This window comes from Reichenbachiella sp. MSK19-1, assembly GCF_003590315.1.
Classification (GTDB): domain Bacteria; phylum Bacteroidota; class Bacteroidia; order Cytophagales; family Cyclobacteriaceae; genus Reichenbachiella; species Reichenbachiella agariperforans.
In genome coordinates, this window is sequence record NZ_MIER01000015.1 from 768,883 (window position 1) to 789,815 (window position 20,933).

Consider the following 20,933-nt stretch of genomic DNA (forward strand, 5'->3'; position numbering starts at 1 on the left):
TTAACCAACCTAATATTACCCGCAATTGACGAAAAAGCCAATTATATCTATATCACATATTCAACAATCGATGCGACAGATGTTGCATCTGACTCTTAGGTCAGCAATTGGGTAAGTCCAGTAATCCTGTAACGTATCCTAGAAATCTACATTACGCTATAAACACAAAAAGCGGCCTGATATCAGGCCGCTTCCGGTTGTTGTGAAAATCACTGTTATCGAACTATTATCTTCTGTCGCTTGATGAAGTTCGATTCTTCATCTATGATTGCAAAAATGTACAACCCTGCTTGCAACGCACTCACATTATACTGCCCTTGACCTTGGGATAGCCTCATATTCATGACTTGATGTCCTTGGATATCGTAGACTAATACTTGGCCTTTATCTATTTGTTTAGCCACTATCGTTACTTGATCCATCACTGGTACAGGATAGAAACTAATCTCTTGCTCCAAGTCATCCGCTGACAACACTTGATTTATTACCAATGTCGCACTCGCATCGCCTGTATAGTTAGGCTCATCTATGGTAGCCACTACCTGATAAGTTCCTTCTGCTGTAGGTGCGGTAGATGATCCGTCATAGGTCAGTATCACATTCAAGCCAGCTGGACTAGTCGTCACTGTCGGTATGATTGCTGAACCATTAGCATGTCTATCTAAATCAGTGATAGAAATCGTAGCAGTAGCTACCCCTATCGTCAACTGACCTGTGACATACACAAAACTATAGTTCACATCCGAAGCACCTGCTGCAGTGATATCGTACTGGCCTATATCACTACTACTCGTAGCTGTGGTACTCGCTACAGGAGCAGTATCTAGCATTGATGCATCGTCCGCATTTACAAATCCTGAATAAGCCATCGTCAACTCAGGCAGTTCCTCCCCAAAGACCATCGTCTGATCATCTGGCGTTACCGTCAGTTCCTTTTGTGCTATCGTCAAGGTTCCATTCACCAAGGTGATCTCATAGTTATCTGCCTTTGCGACTACTGATTTAGAAGCACTACTTTGGCTAGCAAGCTCTTCCATAGTATTAAAGGCTAAGACTATATCATAGGTACCCGCATTGACTCCTCCATCTACAGAAGCTGTCGGGAGGGAGAGCAAATTCTCATGGCTATCCCCATTAATGAAGCCACTATATGTCATACCAAATTCTGAAATGTTCTCTCCATAGACTAAAGCATGATCATTAGCAGTGATGGTCAATGGTATTTTATTCACTGTTAATGTACCATTGACTGTGGTAATACTGTAGTTACCCTCAGAAGCCTCTTTGTCTATTTTGGCATTGGCTGATTGGCGCGCTAAAGTATTAGCACTGGAAGAAACAAGGATAGTATAAGTTCCTGCATTGACACCATCTCCATCCACACTTAAAGCATACTCTGTATCAAGAGCTGATTCATCTTCTCCATTCACGAAACCGCTATAGGTCATGGTAAGGGCAGGAATAGCATCTCCATAGTTGATCTGCTGGTCATCAGCCGTCACCGTCAAGGCTGCCGGTGTAATCTCTAATGAACCCGCTACTAGTGTAAATGTATAATTGGAAGCTTCTCCTCCAGTTACATTAATCACATAAGTTCCTGCATCACCAGTTGCATCTGTCGTCAAGGTAGGCTCTGTTGTCAGGTCTGACACATCATCTCCATTAACAAAACCAGTATAAGTCACCATTAGCTCAGGAACTGACCCATTATAAATAACCTCCAAGTCATCAGCAGTAGCCGTCAATGTCGCAGGACTGACTTCAAAGCTTTGTTGCTGAGAAATAGCCTCTGCATAATCTTCATCTCCAGCTTGTGAAACCTCTATAGTCACTGTACCTACACCGGTCAAATTGACTCCTGCATCCGAAATCGTTGCTGGCCCATCAACGACTGTATAGGTCAATTCTAAACCAGAGTCCACCGAAGCATCCAAATCAACTGGTTCTGCTCCGTATACTTGGTCTGCAATCGCAGCAAAAGTGATGGTTTGAGTCAACTTATCTATTACAGTCACTGTAGCAGTGGCAGTCGCCGAGTTACCACTAGCATCCGTAGCTGTCAAGGTCACCGTATGTTCACCTATTTCTGCATCCGTGAATGTGGTCACATCCAAGGCAAAAGTCAATGCACTACAGTTGTCCGAAGACCCATTGTCAATATCCTCTGTCGTAATCGTCACAGACGTATTACCATCTAGTCCCACAGTGATGTTCTGCGTCACGACCTCTGGGTCTGTGACATCCTCTGGTGTAATCGTCACCGTAGTAGACATATCACCGCTACACACTACACTTGGGTTAATGTCAGCACCTTCTATAATATTTTCAGCATCATAGACCCCTTTGATCACTGCGTCATTGCCATTACCACTTTGGTCAGTGATCACCATGTCACTAGCCGCAAAAGTCATGTCATTAAAAGTGTAATAGGCTACCAAATTGGCTTCATCCCCTGATAGCGAGGTATTCATGTTATCGAGCAACTCCTGATGCGTACGAACACCATTCCAAATCCTCACTTCATCCTCCGTCACTTGACCATACCTCTGAGCATTTGCTCCTATGGCTCCTAGCTTGATAGTCGTCCCGCTACCTCTCTGATCAATCGTGGAAGCCAAATACCCAATGCTAGTACCATTGATGTATAGCGTCATGTTGTCATTCTCTTCGTCAAAAACAAAAGCCAAGTGACTCCATTGATTTGCTGGTACCGCCGTATTACCCACCAGTTTTGAGAAACTTGAAGAACTGTACATCGCATAAGCTTCAGGAATTCCATTCGATTGCAACCTTAATATATACCCTCCTGATGCATCATAGGTCTCTATAATTGGCACGTAATTGTTGTAAGTACTAGGGTTGATCCATGCTTCTAGTGTAAAACTGCCCGACAATTGCATCGTAGTAGAAGATGCGATTTCAGCATATGCAGCTGTACTGGTTCCACCGAACTGCACGGCCTTGTTATCTTCAGATGCCTCTAACTGACCACTCACATGATAAGTAGTCTCGGCATTGATGGCTGTCGTTTCGAAATCCAATGCTTCTCCATCTCCCGCTATAGGTCCTGCTATATTCTCATCCGCAGCATTGCGCAGATAATAGCTGATCCCTTCCATAGAACTCGCCAGACTAATCGTAGCAGTTGATCCTGGACAAACAGATGTAGTCTCTGTACTCACCACCGCATCTTCTATCAATGACGGAATCGTGACAACTGCCGTAGCTGTTGCTTCATTGCCTGAGGCATCCGTCACGGTTAACGTCACCGTATTTTCTCCAGACATGGTGCAATCAAATTCACTCTGATCGAGCGTCATGACCAAGTCACCAACTGCTGTACAGTTATCAGTCGAACCATTGTCTATGTCCGCAGCAGTGATCGCTGCATTGCCATTCGCATCCAGTTGTACAGTGATATCTTGTGCGATCGCCGTAGGAGCAGTGCCGTCTCCGACGGTTACCTCAGACATCATCGACACCCCACATACCTCATGATAAAATACTCCATTCACCCAGTCTGTTGCTGGATCCATGCTTGTCAACGTACCATCATTGTCACCAGCAAGATCTGTCAAAACAGAAGATCCTTCTTGGTTAAAATCAAAATAGGATACGAGTCCCATTTCGGCCCCAGTTAGGGCAGCGTTCATATTATCAGATATCTCTGTAGAGGTTCTCTCGACACTCCATAACCTGAGCTCATCCATCAGCCCCGAATAACTATCAGTAGCATTATTAAATGTCAACGCTCGGCCGATATTTAAAGTAGCCCCAGCTCGCTTGGGCAACAAACCTGTTGGGTTCACTTCGTTGGTTCTAGTTTGTTCTACTCCATCATAGTAAGCTTTAACACCCGCTGTACCCCCATCATAAGTCACTGCTATGTGCGTCCATTGGTTAGTTGGTGGTTGAGGAAACTGAAAATAAGTATTGGGTGATCCGTTTCTATCATGAACAATTGTCAAATAACCTGTTGTACCCTGAACATAGATTTGAATATCACTAGCTCCACTCGTACCGTATTCTACCAACGCATGTGAATAACTTGTATTAAAAGAGGATTTAACCCAAACCTCCATGGTATATCCCTGATCATAGTTAAAATCTACATCTTCTCCAGCAGCAACATATTGATTTCCCTGAGCAAACTCCAACGCATAGTCTTCTACCTCATCAGGTTCGGCGTAGACGTTGAATGTAGTCGTCTCACTGAGTGTACCTGCATCAAAGTCTAGCGCATTGCCTGTACCAGCAATCGGACCATCTACGACACTACCCGTTGCACTATTTCTTAGGTAATAACTCACGCCTACTTCAGACCCTCCCGTAGAGATGGTCACATCAGATGATGTACCATCTGGGCAAAACTCGGTCACCGAGCTAGTCAAGGTCTCATCTGTGATAGTCGAAAGAACGGTCACCGTTGCTTCGGCAGTATTGCTATTGCCTGACTCATCTGTCACCGTCAGTATCACCACGTTTTCACCTACATCTGAACAGTCAAACTGCGTCTTGGATAGTGCGTAAGTCAACGTTGACGAACAGACATCTGTAGAACCATCATCTACCATGTCTGCCGTAATGGCTACCTCATTGGTCGTCTCATCTAAGGTCACACTAATGTCTTGAGCCGTCACTACTGGGGCAGTTACATCTTTGATGCTCAAAGTACGTGTATAGGACTTTGTTTCTCCGTCGTAAGTAGCCGTAACCGTCACATCTGTATATGGCATATCTGCACAACTAAACTCTAGCTGGTTAAAACTATACGTAATAGCACTACAGGCTGAACTGTTTTCATGATTGAGTTCCTCGACCGTATAGCTCGCCTCTCCATTTTCATCCAAAACGATCCCTGTACTAGTATAAACTGCTATATCCACATAGGGCTCTACAGTAATGATCGCTATATCCGTATCAGTTCGTCCACCTTCATCCACTACTGTCAGTGTCACGGTGTTTTCTCCCAGATCATCACAAGTAAATGTAGTTTTGTCAAGGCTAAAATTAGTGATCGTAATGTCACAGTCGTCTTTAGACCCGTTATTGATTTGAGCCGCGCTCACGACTACTTCAGGCGCATTATACCCTAGTGATACAGTTATATCCTTTGCAATTGCTGTAGGGTTCCCTGGGTTTAGACACTGCCCTCTATAGTCTATATCGTCGATATACAAATTCACTGCAGAGCCATTTCCATTACCATGTCTAAATGCAATATTAGAATTCGATGTACCTGTATAAGTGGAAAAGTCATAGGTATATGTTTGCTCTGTAGAAGACAAGGTATAACTCTGAGCAATATGAAATGTCGAACCTACATAAAAGCCCATATCCAAGGTCATTGTACCTGAGTATCCTTTATACGCTTTAAAACTAATCACACCATCTACATTGTTGAGATTTGGTGTAAAGGCTATCCCTCCATAGGTAGAGTTCATGGCTAACTCCCCATTATAAACCTGAATCGACCCATTCTCACGCCCGTTGTATGGTGCTGTATAATAAGAGCTCCAACAATCAGGAAGAACCGACCGATCATTAGGATCTGGTACGACATCAAAATTCTCCATCACATTTTGAAATGGAGCTGAACATTGGGCTTGCCCTGAAGAATACTTCAAGGACAACAAACCCATCATTATCAGTAAGGTTAACTTTTTCATATTAATTCGAATTGATTTTCACCTCGAATAAACTACAAAGACAGACTCTATATATACACAGTGTCTGTTCGCTAGCTACCTATGTGTATTTGTCAGTATCCAATTAATATTTGATTTTCGAATTATGAATAAAGTCTAACTCTGGTGAATTCTACTGAAGTGCACTACTGACTTCCCGAAGTTGTCATTACAGCTATTTCCGTATATTTAGATTTGTCGAGAGATTATAAGTCGAGCCTTTGAAAAAATTGATCCCCAAAAAGAGCTATTGAATCAACTCTAATTTTTTAAACACTTTTCCCTAACAAACACCCAATTCTTTTTAGCTTTCCACATCCAAAAAACAAACTCCTCCACGTGACGCATAACTACTATCTTGACATACTGGGTCTCCATGAAGGTGCTACAAAAGCAGAAATAAAAGCCGCCTACCGTTCCCTATCTAAGCAATATCATCCAGACATTAGCAAGTATGAAGATGCCAAAGAGCGTTTCATTCAAATCCATGAGGCTTACAAATTTTTAACCACTGTAGGTCCTCGACCTCAGACGATCAAACCCTCTCAGTCTGACTATGATTATGATCCAGAGGCAGAGGCATACCGTCAGTATCGTGCCAAAGCCAGAGCCTATGCACAGCAGCGTACACGCGATGCGATCCGAGAAAAAAATGAGCTAATCAAATACCTACTTAAATTCTTCAATGTGGGTACAGTCGCCATGCTGCTGTTCAATATACTGCTGGAGGTAGACACTTACCTACCCCTACAAACTGATGACTATCAAGTGGTCAACAGACAAGTAGCTCCTGAAAGAGGTAAATCCTACGGGTACTATGATGTCGTTCATTTTCCAGACTTTCATATGAAGTTCGACAAAGGAGATGTTAAATACATGCGAAAGAATCAAGTCGCTACTGTACACCGGTCAACTATCTTTTCTCTGCCCGTGACGATGGATTACCGCTCGACTCAGGGAGATATCATACACCTCAAGCAGAGAGGCAGCATGATGGGGTTCTTTAATTTTTTGATCAAAATAATCTTACTGGGTGCATTGCTCTATCATTTTGTCTTTATGACCCTAGATACGAAACTGTCCATGGCGATCTTCTTGACATTCCTTTACTTCTTCGAACTGTCCATCTTTTTCTCTTGACAGCCTGTTGTTCTACAATCAAAAAAGCTAAACCATCGACTTCTTGGGATCATCGCTAAGCATCACCTTAGATGACTTCAAAAAGCGCGAGTACCAATACCCAGAGTCCTTCACGACACGTTTTTGTGTCTCAAAATCATTGTGTACTATCCCAAAACGAGGCGCGTACCCCTCTGCCCACTCAAAGTTGTCCATCAGTGACCAAATAAAGTATCCGTCCACTTTCACTCCGTTGCGTTTCGCTTTGAGCACCTCAGAGATATAGGACTGCAAAAACTTGACTCGGCGTGGGTCCTTGACATAGCCGCTATCAACCTGATCATCAAACGCTACGCCGTTCTCAGTCACTAGGATTGACTTGACATTCTCATAGCTATTGAATCGCTTCAACATCTTGTAGATCCCTTTGGGATAGACCTCCCATCCCATTTCCGTCCTTTCCACATCTCTGTCTTCGGCTTTTACAATCTGTCCCTGTAGATAGGGAATGTACCAGTTGTGCCTGACTACCTCACGCGTATAGTTCTGTAAGCCTACAAAATCAAAGTCAAAAGGCATATTCTTCTCATCATCTACCTCCAAATAGTCCTCTACGCGCTTTGCGATTGGTAGATCTTCCACAGGATAGCCTAGCCCCATCGCTGGTTCTATAAATAGGCGGTTGAGCAAGGCATCAAAACGCTTAGCCGCTTTGATATCCTTCGTCTCTTGACTCGCTGGATCGATATGTGAGCACGAAAATGTAGTCCCGATATGCGCATCTGGACGTAGGTCACGAATAATCCGTCCACCCAGACTCTGACACAGCGTAGCGTGATGCATCGCTGGTACGAAATTTTTAATCCCTTTGACGCCTGGTGCATGATACCCTAAAAAATACCCTGCTCCCGTGAACACCATTGGTTCATTGAGCACCATCCAGTTTTTGACTCGGTCACCGAAAAGTTTGACACATGCCGTGACATACTCCTCAAACCAGTGCAACACCTCACGGTTGACCCAACCCCCCTTACGCTGAAGCGCAAGCGGAAGATCCCAATGATACAGGGTGATCCACGGCACCACATCACTGGCTAGGCAGGCGTCTATCAATCGGTTGTAGTAGTCCACTCCTGCTTGATTAATATTGCCCACTCCTTCTGGAAAAATACGAGACCAAGCAATGGAAAACCTATAATTGGGAATATTCAACGACTGGATAAGTGCTACATCTTCAGCATAGTTATGGTAGTGATTGCAGGCATGGTTGCCATTCGATCCGTCCTGAATTTTACCTTTTTTAGAGACAAACTGATCCCAAACAGAAGGCCCTTTGCCATCACTATCATGTGCACCTTCTATTTGATAGGCCGCAGTACTCACTCCCCAATGGAAATTGGGGCCAAAATCGTCTTTCGTAAAAATCATATTAGGATAATATTTTCAGGATTGGCAAGGAGAAAAGCGGGGCTTTTTTCTTCACCTCTTCTATTTCTGGTGCGGAGATATGCTCCTGCAGCACCTTGTCGATGATAAACTGGGTCTGCTCAGGGAAGTAAACAGGAATCTCTTTTCCCTCATCTACCCATTCTTGCAGTACTTTTCTACTCTTCTTGCCTAGTTTAGGGAGTACTGGGACTCCTAACTCGCGCAGACTCTCTGCGTTAAAATGCTGCTCATACTGACGCTTCATAGGGATCACCATCAGTTTCTTAGTCAGGTACATCGCCTCAGCAGGCGTCTCAAATCCAGCCCCACACAACACACCCGCACTAGCAGCCATACTCTGCACGAACTTCATCCCATCGATGGGTTGAATATGGACATTGCCTTGGTTATAATCTTTCGTCGTGTGTTTAGAGAAGACCTCCCACTTGGCATTCTTTATTTTCGCCAAATTTTTGATCAATTTCTTGTCACCATAGGCAGGTAGATACACCGTAAAGTGTCCCATATCTGTGATCTCCTGATTGCGGATATCATTGCGAATGATGGGCGTAAAAATCTTGTTATCATACTTTCTAAAATGAAAGCTATAATAGTCACTGGCAGGTGCATAGTTTTTGAGAATCTGAGACCCCATCCAATCAGCATGTTTTGGTTTAGGTACCAAACTAGAACGCAACGCACTTTGATGGCTAAGCGCAATACACTTTATCCCTTTGATTCGACAAGCCCACGCTGACACGGGCTCAAAATCATTGATCACCAAATCATAGTCCTGCACAGGGCAGCTCTTGATATCACGAATCAGTCTTCGGACACTTGCTCTTCGAAACGTCTTGAGTATATCCACTCCGCCACCTTTACCAAAGATAAAGCTCAACCCATCATAGCGATACTTGACTGGAAAAGGAACTTTGAGATCTGCCTGTATCCCACTGATGAGCACATCCACTGTGACCCGTTTTTCTAATGCGGGAATTACATCCATGGCACGGCTCAAATGACCATTTCCCGTTCCTTGTATCGCGTATAATATCTTCATTGACTACTGCTTAATCTCTTAATTCTTCAACATCTCTTGGAGCATACGCCCATAGAGTTCTTTCGGCGTTTTGTCGGACAAATCCATGATCTCTTCTTCTAACTCTTGTTCTCTATCCTTTCCTGTTTTCAACTGAGGGAAGTCCTCGTCCTTGAATTGAAAAATCGACCACTTGCCATCATTGTACTCCAGTGAGGTCAAATTTTCTATCCAGTCTCCCGAGTTTAAGTACATGACGGGTTCCTTCTCTGTGACATACTCTCGCATTTCGGGATGATGAATGTGCCCACATATCACATAGCGAAACCCATTGTCCGCGGCGATCTCTGTTGCGGTTTGTTCAAACTGGTTGATGTATTTCACCGCGCTCTTCACGCTATTTTTCACTTTCTTAGAAAGCGAAATACGTCCCTTTCCCATAAACTCGCTGACGAAATTGACCACCTGATTGATCATAATGAGCGAATCATACCCTATCGCTCCCAACTGAGCCACCCAGCGCGAATGCTGCATCGTGATATCAAATACGTCTCCATGAAAAACCCAAGCCTTCTCTCCATTCAGCTCTAGCACCATCTTGTTTTGCAACTCGAATGACCCGACCGTGAAGCCTTCGAACTTACGCAGCATTTCGTCATGATTGCCCGTGAGATACGTTACCTTGACACCTTTTGAGATCCACTTAAAGATATAGCTCACGATCTTCATGTGGCTTTTGGGCCAGTACCGCTTGCTAAACTGCCATATATCTATGATGTCACCATTGAGAATTACTTCCTTGGGAGATATACTCTTGAGATAGACGAGCAGCTCCTTCGCTCGACAACCATAGGTACCTAGGTGGATATCTGACAATATAAGGATATCAACACTGCGTTTTTCTGACTTCTTCATCTAGTTCGACTTGAGTGGCGATCTTAACGATCCGGTGAACTGCGAAATCATAGAAAAGAAAAACTGTTGTACTGCTCTAAAAAGATACACAACCCTGGCACGCTTCGAGTGGTGGGGCATTCCTTTGAATGATGGAGTGGTTAGTTGAATATTCATGCTCGTTTATTTACAAAAGTGATAAACACATGTTATTGAGCCATTTACTCATCATTATTTTTGTATTAATAGCAAGAAAGGCATGTTAATGAATATACAGCTACATGAGCTATTTGATAACATTGGACGAAGTTTGGGATAATGCTACACAGAGGACATGAATACCATCAGCAGAAGTATGCAACATTCCCTCGTCTGACTGTATGAACCACAAAATACATTTTACTGCTTTCCGCAAGCGTCAGGAACAAATGCCACACCCTAAAACCCCTCGCTCTTTTAAGTCTTAAAGCGACCTGTCCAACCTAAGCTTAGTTCGGCTCCCATGTTGCCTTACCTCAGGGCCAAGGTAAGCTTAGGTTCACCCTGTAGTAAGCTTAGGTTGGGGCTCTGGTAAGCTTACCTTCAGGCTCAGGTAAGCTAAGCTTTTTGGTTATGCTCCTATTAAGTACAATATCCAACCCAAATCAAAAAATCACGGTTCTAAGACTACTGTGGTTTGCGCTGTGCAAAAGTCAAAATCAGAAAGGAAATCAGTGTCCCTAGTCCACCCGCTAGAAAGGAAAATAAAATCGAGCCTATCACATACTGTCTCAACTGATCATAAATGGAATCCATCGTCAGGACTCTAAAGTCTTCGATAGACACGGGATCATCGACAAAAGGTGCTCCGCATACAAAGCTCAAGAAAATAATGAGCGGTATCATAGGTGGGACACTAATATTCGAAAAGAAAAGCACCACCATACGGTTCAGCTTGAATATGCTACCGATCCCGAAGGCTACAAGCATCTGAAAGCCCCAAACCGGAAATATCCCAAAAAAGAGCCCTAAACCCACAGAGAAAGCCATTCGCCCTGGATTATCCTTGTTCTTCTTAAATTCATCATGAAGTTTCTTCCTTGAATTTTGAAGCGAAAAACGCATGATCAATAGCCGAGGCAAGAAAAACAACAAAGCCAAGGTCACCAAAAAGGTATTGAGCACGCTGATACGTGCAAAATCACGAAACATCCTAAAATGCGTAATCCTATCCTCTTCGTAAGTCACACTAATGGGCACTGACTCAAAAGAAATATTAGACCAGGCCAACCGCACAATCACTTCTATCTCGAACTCAAATTTAGAAGTGACCCATCGCTTCTTACTGATAGGCGCTAATGGGTAGGCTCTAAATCCTGTCTGCGTATCAGGCAGTGAAATCCCCGTCTCCGCCCAAAACCAAAAGTTAGAAAACTTATTGCCAAAGCTACTCTTGCCTGGTACGCCCTCCTGCTCCATATTGCGCGCACCCATCACTACTGCTCCAGGGTTGGCAGCTATCACCTGCAAAAACAGCGGAATATCATCTGGATCATGTTGACCATCCGAATCGATCGTAATCGCATAGTCATAGCCTAGCTCGATCGCCCTTTCGAACCCATGTCGGAGTGCCACGCCCTTTCCTTGATTGACAGGATGTGTGATCACCTCGAACTGTGGGAAACGCGCCAATATCTCGGCAGTATCGTCTGTCGCCCCATCATTGATCACGATCACGTTAGACGTATAGTCAGAGACCGCATCTAGCACAGGTGCTATCTTCGTCCCGTTGTTGTAAGTCGGGATCAGTACGCAATAATGGATATGCGCTGCCTCAACTTGCATAATAGGTGGCTTGCTGCTTGAACAGTACCGCACCGGTGTCCTTGGCAGATATACTGGCCTTAACTTTGAGTCCCTCGTCCGTTTCTGTCGTGCTAAACTGCAAAATCAGTTCTGGTGTAGCATTGGGATCTATCATCCCGAGAAACTTAATATTGGCAGCCTTACGCAAGCGAATGTTCTGACTCGTCGCTAACGCCAACCCTCTCCTGAGTATCTCCATGGTGACAACACCTGGCACGATCGGATGCTCTGGGAAATGCCCTTCAAATATCTCATGTGCTGGATTGATAGTGAGTGGTAGCGTGAACCCTGACTCGTCAGTGGTTAGCGTACCGAATGTAACTAAGGATAGGAAAGCGTTCTCGTTCATAGATTATCGGGTAAACTGCGCTGCGTCAGTGAGTGTATTTAGTTCGTGCTGGCTAAAATAAACAGAACGAAAGTCTTCGGCAGACTCATAAAAGGTCAATTCTGTAAGAAGCAACGTTTTTTTATCGAACACCAGACGCACTTGCGAAAACATACGTTTCAGTGCACGCTGCTGCGGTACTAAAGTAATCTTGGCCGATAGGTCCGTGAGTGTAATCTCATGGGTAAAATCATCACTCTTGAGGATAGAACCATCCATCGTCTGCATGAGAAATTTCTTAAAGCCAATGATCTGTGGACTGTTCACGGGAATCTTTTTGATCCCATTCCCATCAGACTTATAGGCTTCATCTTCTTTGATGACAAAAAAGTAAGGCTCTGGTTTGATTTGATCCCATTTCATAATCCCGGGCTTCATGAAATAAAACTTGCCGCTAGAATTCATCTTCTCTTCCAAAAAAGAAAACTCCTGCACCTGCTCAAAATCACTCACGATAGAGGTCGTCTTTTCATTGAAAGCCTCTAAACGCTTTAAAAAATCCTCCACTGCCGCATCTTGTGCAGCCAAAAACTGACTTGCAAAGAGGCAGAGACCCAATGTCATTATTTTTATCTTCATCTGATTTTAACTTTTAGCGGTTAGTACACCAAACTCCATACCCTTTTGGCGGATGCCATCGATCAATGCTGGCAAGGCCTCTACCGTAGACTCCATGCGCTCGTGCAACAACACAATGTCACGAGGTTTAGCTCGCTTTACAATTCTCGCCACTTTCTCCGTAGAAAAATCCGCAGCAGTATCATAAGTCCGCAATGACCAGCCTATCGTTTTTAGCTTATTTTGCTGCACGGCATAGGCGATGTGCGCATTGGTCACTCCAAAAGGCGGTCTAAAATACCGCTCATCTTGTCCTGTAATCTCCGACAACTGACGCTGGGGTCGCATCAGCTCCTGCGTCAATTGCCGCCCGGTCTTGAATCCTATAGACCACTCGTGATGGTAACTATGCCCACCCACCAGATGTCCTTCTCTAACGATCCGCTCTACAAGCTCAGGGTATTGTTCTATATTTTTGCCAATGAGGAAAAACATCGCCTTGACTCCTTTTTCTTCCAATATATCTAACGTTCTCGGTGTAAGCGCAGGATGCGGCCCATCATCGAAAGTCAGCATCACATGGTCTGAGTCCAGTCTATGCCGAGCCGTCAGAAAGAAATTGGCACGAATCATCAGAGACATGCTCATCACCAAAACGAACAATACTGCCAGAGATAGCATGCTATACGCAAATGCATCGTCCGCATCCACCCAAAACATGAAGGGCATCTGCACCAGAAAGTAAATGATTATCGTGAGGTAAAACTTAGACACGTCTGAGGAGCATAATGCTACTAAACTGCAAATCACTAAAATGAATCACCGTCGCAAAATCGCCCGGCTTACCTTGATGTTTGAGCGTATCACTGGCCAAATGAAACCCAAAAGCCGAACTGCTAAAGTACCGTCCTACACGATCCGTATAGACCTGATGTGCAAAAGGCAAATCAGCCTTGGGCAACTCCGAATACCCCACAAAGTTCTGAACACTATCCGTTAGATTTAAGCTATGCGACTCTAGTAACCTATCTAGATTGGACAACAAGTCTTCTGTCTTGCTGATCTTAACCTCTACGATCTCTACACCCGTCGCGGCTTCTCCCTCCACTACGAAGAATGAACAACCTTCTGAAAGTTGCCTCCGCATATCCTCTGGCCATGTCATCCGCTCCGCCAATTGATCAAGGACACCTATTTTTTCGTCCACAGCTCCTAACAATACTGCATCATCTCCTTCCTTGACACGAAGCATCGCATCCAACAGCGCATACTCAAAAGAAAGTCCTTTTTGGACATGCGTCATGTTGTATTGCTGGTTTTTCAAGAGTAGCGCAATCTGGCCAGAGACGCTATTGTGTCCCGATTGGATAAAAGCTCCAGGTGCAATCAGGCTTCCTTCTTCGGCGCGTATCGATCCTTCTAGGAATTTGACTGTATCAGTCATCCCACCTAAGCCAGTCCCGACGATAATAGAGTCTGGTGATTGGATTCCTGACTGCTCTAATGCGGTTTGGCTAGATGCCAATGACATTTTCATCATTTTGGAGGCACGGCGAAGCATCGCTGGTGCGACATAGTCTCTGTAGTTTGGTTCCTTGAGTGTCCACGCTCCATTTGGAGATTCTGACAACTGAGACAAGTCCTCCTGCAGAAAACTATCCAATACTGAAATAGAAACGGCCGACTTTATGAATACTCTCCTCATGCCTTAGTAAATATCAAAGAGGTACTGTTGCCGCCAAACCCAAATGAATTGGACATGACCGCATTAATTTCTTTCTTGGTATAAGTCAGTACTGGTTTACGGTCACTGGACAGCATCTTGTTCTTCCAGTTGAGATTAGGAAAAACTGCTCCCGTCAGGATACTCATAATCCCATAAACCGCCTCTATCCCACCAGCCGCAGCTAGTGTATGTCCAGTATTGGCCTTGGTAGAGCTAAAATCTACATCCACACCCTCGAACACGCGATCAATCGCACTCAACTCAGAATTGTCATTGTTTTTGGTCGCTGTACCGTGTGCATTGAGATAGTCGATAGCTGATGGCGTGAGTTGCGCTACTTTGAGCGCCTCTATCATCGCCAGTGTTGCGCCATTGCCCTCTGGGGAGGTGCCCGTCTGGTGGTAGGCATCATTGGCATTTGCCCAACCTGCACATCGCGCCAGTACTTTGTTCTGAGACTGAGCCAAACTCTTATCGTTTTCTATCAACAAAAAACCAGCTCCTTCTCCTAGATTCAGCCCGACACGCTCTTCGTCAAATGGTCTACAATGCTCCGTATCATAGATCATCAAAGACCCAAAGCCATCCACCGTAAAATCAGTCAAGGCATCTACGCCCCCGACCAGTACCCGATCAATCATTCCAGCTTTGATCATTCTAGCACCTAGCATGATCGCATTGGCTGCCGATGAACACGCGGTAGAAAGTGTATTGACATAATCGGTGAAGCCCAAACGCTGATTGACTAGCTGGGTCACTGTGCCCAAATCATGGGTCAGTAACTTCACCATCTCTGAATCGTCCTCTTCCAAATAAAGCGCAGAAAAATACGCTTCACTCAAATCCATCCCACCAGTCGTCGTACCATTGATGAATCCCGAACGAATGTCAGTATGCATGACTGTGTCTCCCAATGCCTCCTCTGCTGCTAGCATCGCTAGCATAGCAGTACGTGGCACCTGTGCAGACAGCTCTAACCCTAGCCGTGACTTAAGTGCTTCGTCAGATAGTGATAGGCATCCTTTCAGCTTGGGACCCTTTCGAGTCTCGCAGCTCACAATCCCTGTACGTCCAGACGCTAGGGCATCTTGATTCGCCGCTACGCCTATCCCCAGTGCAGAGACTACTCCGATGCCTGTCACATACACGTTCATTACTTTTGGTTTGCTTCTATATAAGTAGCCAAGGTATTGATCGAGTGAAAGATATCTCTCGCTTCCTCTGGATTACCTATTTTGATATTGTAGTTATTATCCAAGATCACAATGATCTCTAACGCATCGATAGAATCCAATCCCAAACCTTCGCCAAACAAGGGTTCATCGTCCTTGATATCCTCAGGTTTCACTTCTTCTAAATTCAACTGGTCAATCAGCTTTTCTTTCAGCTCTAATTTTAAATCCATAACGCTATATTTTACTGCTTCACTACGAAGTACAGTTCTAATTCAAATTTCTCTTCCAAGACCTCTACCCATCCACCTAACACAGCCTCAGCCTTGTTTTGGTCGAATAGCACTTGGTTGGTTTTCATCCATCGTTCCAAATCAAAGCTATCTGCTACGACAAATAAATTCTCACCATACCACTTGTTTCGGATGGCAATTTCTCCCAGCACAATATTAGGCAAAGTGTACACAAAATTGGCGGGGCTCGCTGCCTTTCCCTCATTGATGTTTTGCTGATGTACCCAGTCCGTATCCAAACTCGCCGAAGCATTCTGAAAATGCATCGCTATGGCATCATCTGCATACGCACTCAAATCATATTGCGCACTAAGCATTGCTACGCCTAGCACACCCAGCTTCGAAAGATTATCCATCTTATGAAACTTAGGGTAATTCAAACCTAGCGACTTGTAGTAGGCTGCTAATAATTCCTTTAGTCCTCCCTCATGAGGAAGCAAATCAGCCTGCTGACCATCGATTATCAGTCCATCTGCATTCCATTTGATATGACACACTTGCTGACTCATTGTATCTTTTGGATTATCGCTGCGGCATTGCATCCTCCGAATCCCGAGGTGGTTTTGAGCAGCGTGTGAATCTCCATAGGTCTATTTTCGGTCACGACATTGATCTCTTCAGTTGTTCCGGATGCTTCACATCCCAGACTACTAAGGAATATGCCGGCACGCATGCTTTCCATGGACATGACTAGTTCTAACACCCCTGCAGCTCCTAGGGTGTGACCGAAGTACCCCTTCATGCTGTTAATCGGTTTGGCTGCCAATCCTGCACGATGAAAAGCAATAGATTCCATGTCATCATTGTACCGGGTCGCAGTACCATGTGCTGACACAGCATCTACTTCCTCTGCCGAAAGTCCCGTCTGCTTCCATGTCTTTTGGATGGATCGGTACAAACCCTCGCCTGTTCGTGAAGGCCCAGATATATGATTGGCATCATTGGCACTAGCGCCACCAAGCACTTGACAATCCACTTGGTTAAAAATCTCTTTCTGGTCAGAAACAACCACACTCACCACCGCTTCACCAAGTGACAACCCATCTCTATTCGCATCGAATGGCTTACATGCCTGAGCACTCAACGCCATAAAGGATTCAAATCCCTTATAAGTAAAATCAGAGAACAAATCCCCTCCTAGTACCAATACATGGTCATAAACACCTGTCGAAACATAGTCGTGTGCCATGATCACGCCTAACAATCCTGAAATACAGGCATTGGAGACTACTTCTGTATCTATATCTATAGGTAATTCTTTGGCTACTTTTTGTGCCAAATACTGTGGCTTCACTTCTTCGCTGAGACCACTGGCTAGGCGATCTATATCTCCTTTGGTCGTGCAGAATATCAACAACCACTTGCCAGATGTGTCTTTCAATTGTGCCAAACTCTGCTGACAGGACTGTAGACAGAGCGACTCCAGTTTGGTCCATCCCTCAGATCTCTCATGATCCGTGATGATACCAAATGGAATATCCACTGGAGCAAAAGGATGATCCGAATGAAGACGTAGAGCAGATTGACCTACTAGTGCTCGCTCGAAATTTTCATGTACGGAATTCCCGAGAGGAGAAATAATATGTGGGGCTGCTATAAAACTCATGCTTCTGTGCTCCACGCTGTTTTTCCGATCCACTCCTCATAGAAAGATGGGTAAGTCAGCTCTAACTCCTTCGTGTCAGCATTCAAAAACACCTGCTCTGTTCTTCCAAGACAGCTCACTTTGTTATTCTCCAAGTTCTTCACCTCATATTCATGGATGAGTTTGGCAGACCTACTCTTGATCAACCTACAAGTGATCTGAATGCGGTCACCGAATGTCAGGGGGGATTTATAATCCACATGTGCTGTGACGATGGGTACAAAATATCCCCTATTGGCGATATCCATATAGGACATATTACTCGTTTCGCCCAGATGCTCACGACCATCCTCAAAGTACTTTAGATAGTTGCCATGCCATACAACACCCATCGCATCTACTTCTGAGAACCTTGCTCGTACCGATATACTCGCTTCTATATACTCCATCAGTCTTGTTGGATAATAATTTTCATTTCGCACTCGATCAACAGCTCACCATCCAACTCACTTCTACCAGACACGATCGTTACCCCCATCACATCATTCTTGATGGTGACCTGAGTCTCTATGCGCGATCCTAATGGTGGCAGTCCATGCACCAGTACTTTGCTCACGGCACCTATGAACCCAAGTGGAACAGGAACTTGCTTTAGGTGGCAAGTATAACCTGCTTTAGCAGCTGCAGTTTGTGCTATATTTTCAATCAGCCCAGATTCCGTCATTCGTCCGTTTAGGATGAACAAATTCTCTTCTCTAATCTCAAAATTAGTAGTAATCTCAGCTTCCTCATAGGTCAACACCTCGTCCACCATGATGATGGGTGTTCGCTGTGGGATGAACTGAATGATCTCTTGACGGTTGATTAGTGGATTCATACTTGATGGAAAAATTTGTAGTAATTAAACCAATGATCTGGATTTTCTCTCACTTTTTGAGCCAAAATATCGGCAAACTCCTGCGCTACACCTGCTACATCTTTGCGATCAGTATGAGGCATATGAGCAGTGAAATGGTATTGAAATCGAGTTCTTTTATGTGCAAACACAAAGGCAAATGGTGATTTCAATTTTGACAACATCTGAAAGGGACCTTGAGGGAACAATGCTTTTTGATCAAAGAAATCCAACGTGAACGTAGACGCACCTGGCAGAAACCGATCCGCATGCAAACACAATATCTCGTCATTGCGCAACGCTTCGTAAATCTGTATCAGATGAGAAAAATCATTTCCCTGAACGATGACATTGTAATTTTGAACTCCCTGACTTTTCAAATAATCTTTGATCTTTTCGTGTTCATTGTCATAGATTAGGATGTTGATTTTCTTATCGAATCCACGCAGCAGCTGTCCCGCAATATCCCAGTTGCCATAGTGACCCGATATCAGTATGAGTCCCTTTCCTTGGTCGGCTAGTGCTAGTAGATCATCTTCGCCTTCATTAGTATAGGAGTACAAATCCTTTTTACCAGCAGTAAAGGCGATCTTATCCAAAAGTGACTGTGCCAACTCATAAAAATTTCTACGAATAATGGGACGAGCCTCCCTTTTGGATAATTTTAAAGTTCGGGAGTAAAAATCAAAAAGTGCCTCTTTAGGTGTAGAGGCAAACAGGTAGTAATAAAACGATACGATTCTTAGGATTAGGTAGGCCGCACGAATATTAACAAATTTCAGAGTCCATACAATGATACGATACCCTAGTAGGGAACCTTTAGTACGTCCAGTCCATTTTGTCATTAGGCATGCTCGTGCTTGTTGACGATGAAATCGTAAAAATCATTGAGCGTAGAAATCGACTTGAAATCTTCTCCTGTCACCTTAAATCCAAAGTGACTCTCGATCACCACTACCAAATCTACATAGTCTAGACTATCTAAATCTAGCGTTTCGTGCAACACACCATTAGGATCCAATGCCTCAACTTCCACTTCAAACTCCTCTGCCAAAAAACCATTAACGGTCTCTACTACTTCTTCTCTACTCATATTTCTTAATAATAAGGGTTGAATTCGTACCGCCAAAACCAAAGGAGTTAGAGGCGATCATATTCAATTCTGCATTCTTTGATTCTGCAATAATATTAAGATTTCTGGATACTTCATCGGGATTTTCAAAATTGATATTTGGAGCGATGAAGCCATTCTTCATCATAATCATCGAATAAACGATCTCACTCGCCCCTGCCATCCAGCACTCATGTCCCGTCATTGACTTGGTAGAGCTCACAGGGGTTTTCCCTCCAAAAACATCAAAAATAGCCTGCGCCTCGAACATATCTCCCTTGGGGGTAGAAGTTGCATGGGCATTGACATAGTCTATCTGTTCTGGCTTAACCTCTGCCATTTTCAGCGCTCTAGATATAGAATCTACTTGACCTGCCGTATCTGGATTAGAAATATGGTCTCCATTGGATGAGAAACCATACCCTGTCACTTCTCCTAAAATAGTCGCCCCTCGTCGCTGGGCTGACTCTAGTGACTCTATCACGACGGTTGCTGCACCACCGCTAGTTACTAAGCCGTCTCTCCCTTGATCAAAAGGTCGTGATGATTTCGCAGGGTCCTCTTCTCTAGTAGAGAACACTCCCAATCCATCAAAACTACCAAAAGCGTACATATTGACTTCCTGCGCACCTCCGCATATAATCATATCCTCCAATCCGGATTTGATCAGATGATAGCCTACTCCTATTGCATGTGAACCTGATGCACAGGCTGCACTGATAGTAAAATTGATCCCTCGCAACTTAAAAATTGTCGCTAAGTTCATATTAACTGTAGAATTCATGGATTGAAAAATCGAGCCTGACCCGACTAACATAGTATCCTTCTTGGCTCTAATCGTATCCACAGCCTCAACTACAGCACCAGCCGTCGAATCATTCCCGAAAAGTATCCCTGCACGATTGGCATCTAGATACTCCTGAGAGATCCCCGCCATATTCAAAGCTTCTTTGGTGGAGACATAAGCATACTTCGCCTCCTCAGACATCCCTAATCTAGCACGCCTAGGTAGGTCAGCTTTGAGGTCTGGTTCTGTCACGATTCCTGTCAGACAAGAACGATAGCCAAATTCTCTTCTAGCCAAATCAAGTCCTATCCCACTTTTTCCTTCACGGAGAGAATTAGTAACCTCTCCTACATTTTTCCCTATACAGGAATAAACTCCATATCCAGTAATAACTACTCTCATGTGA

General features: G+C 44.2%; 19 protein-coding genes. 1 reads left to right on the forward strand and 18 read right to left on the reverse strand.

Annotation, left to right across the window (positions count from 1 at the left end; all coding sequences use genetic code 11):
- Window positions 1-215: 215 nt before the first annotated feature.
- Window positions 216-5,669, reverse strand: coding sequence for an MBG domain-containing protein (locus BGP76_RS11175; RefSeq protein ID WP_119844717.1), 5,454 nt, complete (start codon window positions 5,667-5,669; stop codon window positions 216-218).
- Window positions 5,670-6,026: 357 nt separating this feature from the next.
- Between BGP76_RS11175 and BGP76_RS11180 the strand changes: the two genes are divergently transcribed.
- Window positions 6,027-6,827 carry a DnaJ domain-containing protein gene (locus BGP76_RS11180; RefSeq protein ID WP_073121971.1) on the forward strand — a complete coding sequence of 267 codons (801 nt, stop codon included), beginning with the start codon at window positions 6,027-6,029 and terminating at the stop codon, window positions 6,825-6,827.
- Between the two features lie 27 nt (window positions 6,828-6,854).
- Here BGP76_RS11180 and BGP76_RS11185 read toward each other — a convergent pair whose 3' ends face one another.
- From BGP76_RS11185 to BGP76_RS11265, 17 genes are all read right to left on the reverse strand, one after another.
- The gene (locus tag BGP76_RS11185; protein ID WP_119844718.1) at window positions 6,855-8,234 is read right to left on the reverse strand and encodes a GH1 family beta-glucosidase; all 1,380 of its coding nucleotides are present in this window, start codon (window positions 8,232-8,234) and stop codon (window positions 6,855-6,857) included.
- A 1-nt stretch (window position 8,235) separates the two neighbouring features.
- A complete protein-coding gene (locus BGP76_RS11190; protein WP_119844719.1) occupies window positions 8,236-9,294 on the reverse strand; it encodes a glycosyltransferase family protein in 1,059 nt (352 codons plus the stop codon).
- A gap of 18 nt (window positions 9,295-9,312) precedes the next feature.
- Window positions 9,313-10,188: a UDP-2,3-diacylglucosamine diphosphatase gene (locus BGP76_RS11195; RefSeq protein ID WP_073121977.1), complete on the reverse strand. Its 876-nt coding sequence runs from the start codon at window positions 10,186-10,188 to the stop codon at window positions 9,313-9,315.
- A gap of 645 nt (window positions 10,189-10,833) precedes the next feature.
- A complete protein-coding gene (locus BGP76_RS11200) occupies window positions 10,834-11,991 on the reverse strand; it encodes a DUF2062 domain-containing protein (RefSeq protein ID WP_119844720.1) in 1,158 nt (385 codons plus the stop codon).
- Window positions 11,981-12,361, reverse strand: coding sequence for a 3-hydroxyacyl-ACP dehydratase (locus BGP76_RS11205; RefSeq protein WP_119844721.1), 381 nt, complete (start codon window positions 12,359-12,361; stop codon window positions 11,981-11,983). Before BGP76_RS11205 ends, BGP76_RS11200 begins: the two co-directional genes overlap by 11 nt.
- 3 nt (window positions 12,362-12,364) lie before the next feature.
- The gene (locus tag BGP76_RS11210; protein WP_073121994.1) at window positions 12,365-12,979 is read right to left on the reverse strand and encodes an outer membrane lipoprotein carrier protein LolA; all 615 of its coding nucleotides are present in this window, start codon (window positions 12,977-12,979) and stop codon (window positions 12,365-12,367) included.
- 6 nt (window positions 12,980-12,985) lie between these two features.
- Window positions 12,986-13,732: a polysaccharide deacetylase family protein gene (locus BGP76_RS11215; RefSeq protein WP_119844722.1), complete on the reverse strand. Its 747-nt coding sequence runs from the start codon at window positions 13,730-13,732 to the stop codon at window positions 12,986-12,988.
- Window positions 13,725-14,663 carry a beta-ketoacyl synthase chain length factor gene (locus tag BGP76_RS11220; protein ID WP_073121996.1) on the reverse strand — a complete coding sequence of 313 codons (939 nt, stop codon included), beginning with the start codon at window positions 14,661-14,663 and terminating at the stop codon, window positions 13,725-13,727. The genes BGP76_RS11215 and BGP76_RS11220 overlap by 8 nt, the downstream gene beginning before the upstream one ends.
- Window positions 14,660-15,838 (reverse strand): beta-ketoacyl-[acyl-carrier-protein] synthase family protein, encoded by a 1,179-nt coding sequence (locus tag BGP76_RS11225; RefSeq protein ID WP_119844723.1) that lies wholly within the window; start codon window positions 15,836-15,838, stop codon window positions 14,660-14,662. The genes BGP76_RS11220 and BGP76_RS11225 overlap by 4 nt, the downstream gene beginning before the upstream one ends.
- The gene (locus BGP76_RS11230) at window positions 15,838-16,089 is read right to left on the reverse strand and encodes a phosphopantetheine-binding protein (RefSeq protein ID WP_073122000.1); all 252 of its coding nucleotides are present in this window, start codon (window positions 16,087-16,089) and stop codon (window positions 15,838-15,840) included. The genes BGP76_RS11225 and BGP76_RS11230 overlap by 1 nt, the downstream gene beginning before the upstream one ends.
- 11 nt (window positions 16,090-16,100) lie before the next feature.
- On the reverse strand, window positions 16,101-16,658 hold the full coding sequence (locus BGP76_RS11235; protein ID WP_119844724.1) for a 3-oxoacyl-ACP synthase: 558 nt from the start codon (window positions 16,656-16,658) through the stop codon (window positions 16,101-16,103).
- On the reverse strand, window positions 16,655-17,755 hold the full coding sequence (locus BGP76_RS11240) for a beta-ketoacyl synthase N-terminal-like domain-containing protein (protein ID WP_119844725.1): 1,101 nt from the start codon (window positions 17,753-17,755) through the stop codon (window positions 16,655-16,657). Before BGP76_RS11240 ends, BGP76_RS11235 begins: the two co-directional genes overlap by 4 nt.
- The gene (locus BGP76_RS11245) at window positions 17,752-18,183 is read right to left on the reverse strand and encodes a thioesterase family protein (RefSeq protein WP_119844726.1); all 432 of its coding nucleotides are present in this window, start codon (window positions 18,181-18,183) and stop codon (window positions 17,752-17,754) included. The genes BGP76_RS11240 and BGP76_RS11245 overlap by 4 nt, the downstream gene beginning before the upstream one ends.
- Complete coding sequence (locus BGP76_RS11250) at window positions 18,183-18,611, reverse strand: 3-hydroxyacyl-ACP dehydratase (RefSeq protein WP_119844727.1); 429 nt, start codon at window positions 18,609-18,611, stop codon at window positions 18,183-18,185. Before BGP76_RS11250 ends, BGP76_RS11245 begins: the two co-directional genes overlap by 1 nt.
- Window positions 18,608-19,474 carry a lipid A biosynthesis acyltransferase gene (locus BGP76_RS11255; protein ID WP_119844728.1) on the reverse strand — a complete coding sequence of 289 codons (867 nt, stop codon included), beginning with the start codon at window positions 19,472-19,474 and terminating at the stop codon, window positions 18,608-18,610. The genes BGP76_RS11250 and BGP76_RS11255 overlap by 4 nt, the downstream gene beginning before the upstream one ends.
- Window positions 19,474-19,722, reverse strand: coding sequence for an acyl carrier protein (locus tag BGP76_RS11260; RefSeq protein ID WP_073122012.1), 249 nt, complete (start codon window positions 19,720-19,722; stop codon window positions 19,474-19,476). Before BGP76_RS11260 ends, BGP76_RS11255 begins: the two co-directional genes overlap by 1 nt.
- Window positions 19,715-20,929 (reverse strand): beta-ketoacyl synthase, encoded by a 1,215-nt coding sequence (locus BGP76_RS11265; RefSeq protein ID WP_073122014.1) that lies wholly within the window; start codon window positions 20,927-20,929, stop codon window positions 19,715-19,717. The genes BGP76_RS11260 and BGP76_RS11265 overlap by 8 nt, the downstream gene beginning before the upstream one ends.
- Window positions 20,930-20,933 lie beyond the last annotated feature (4 nt).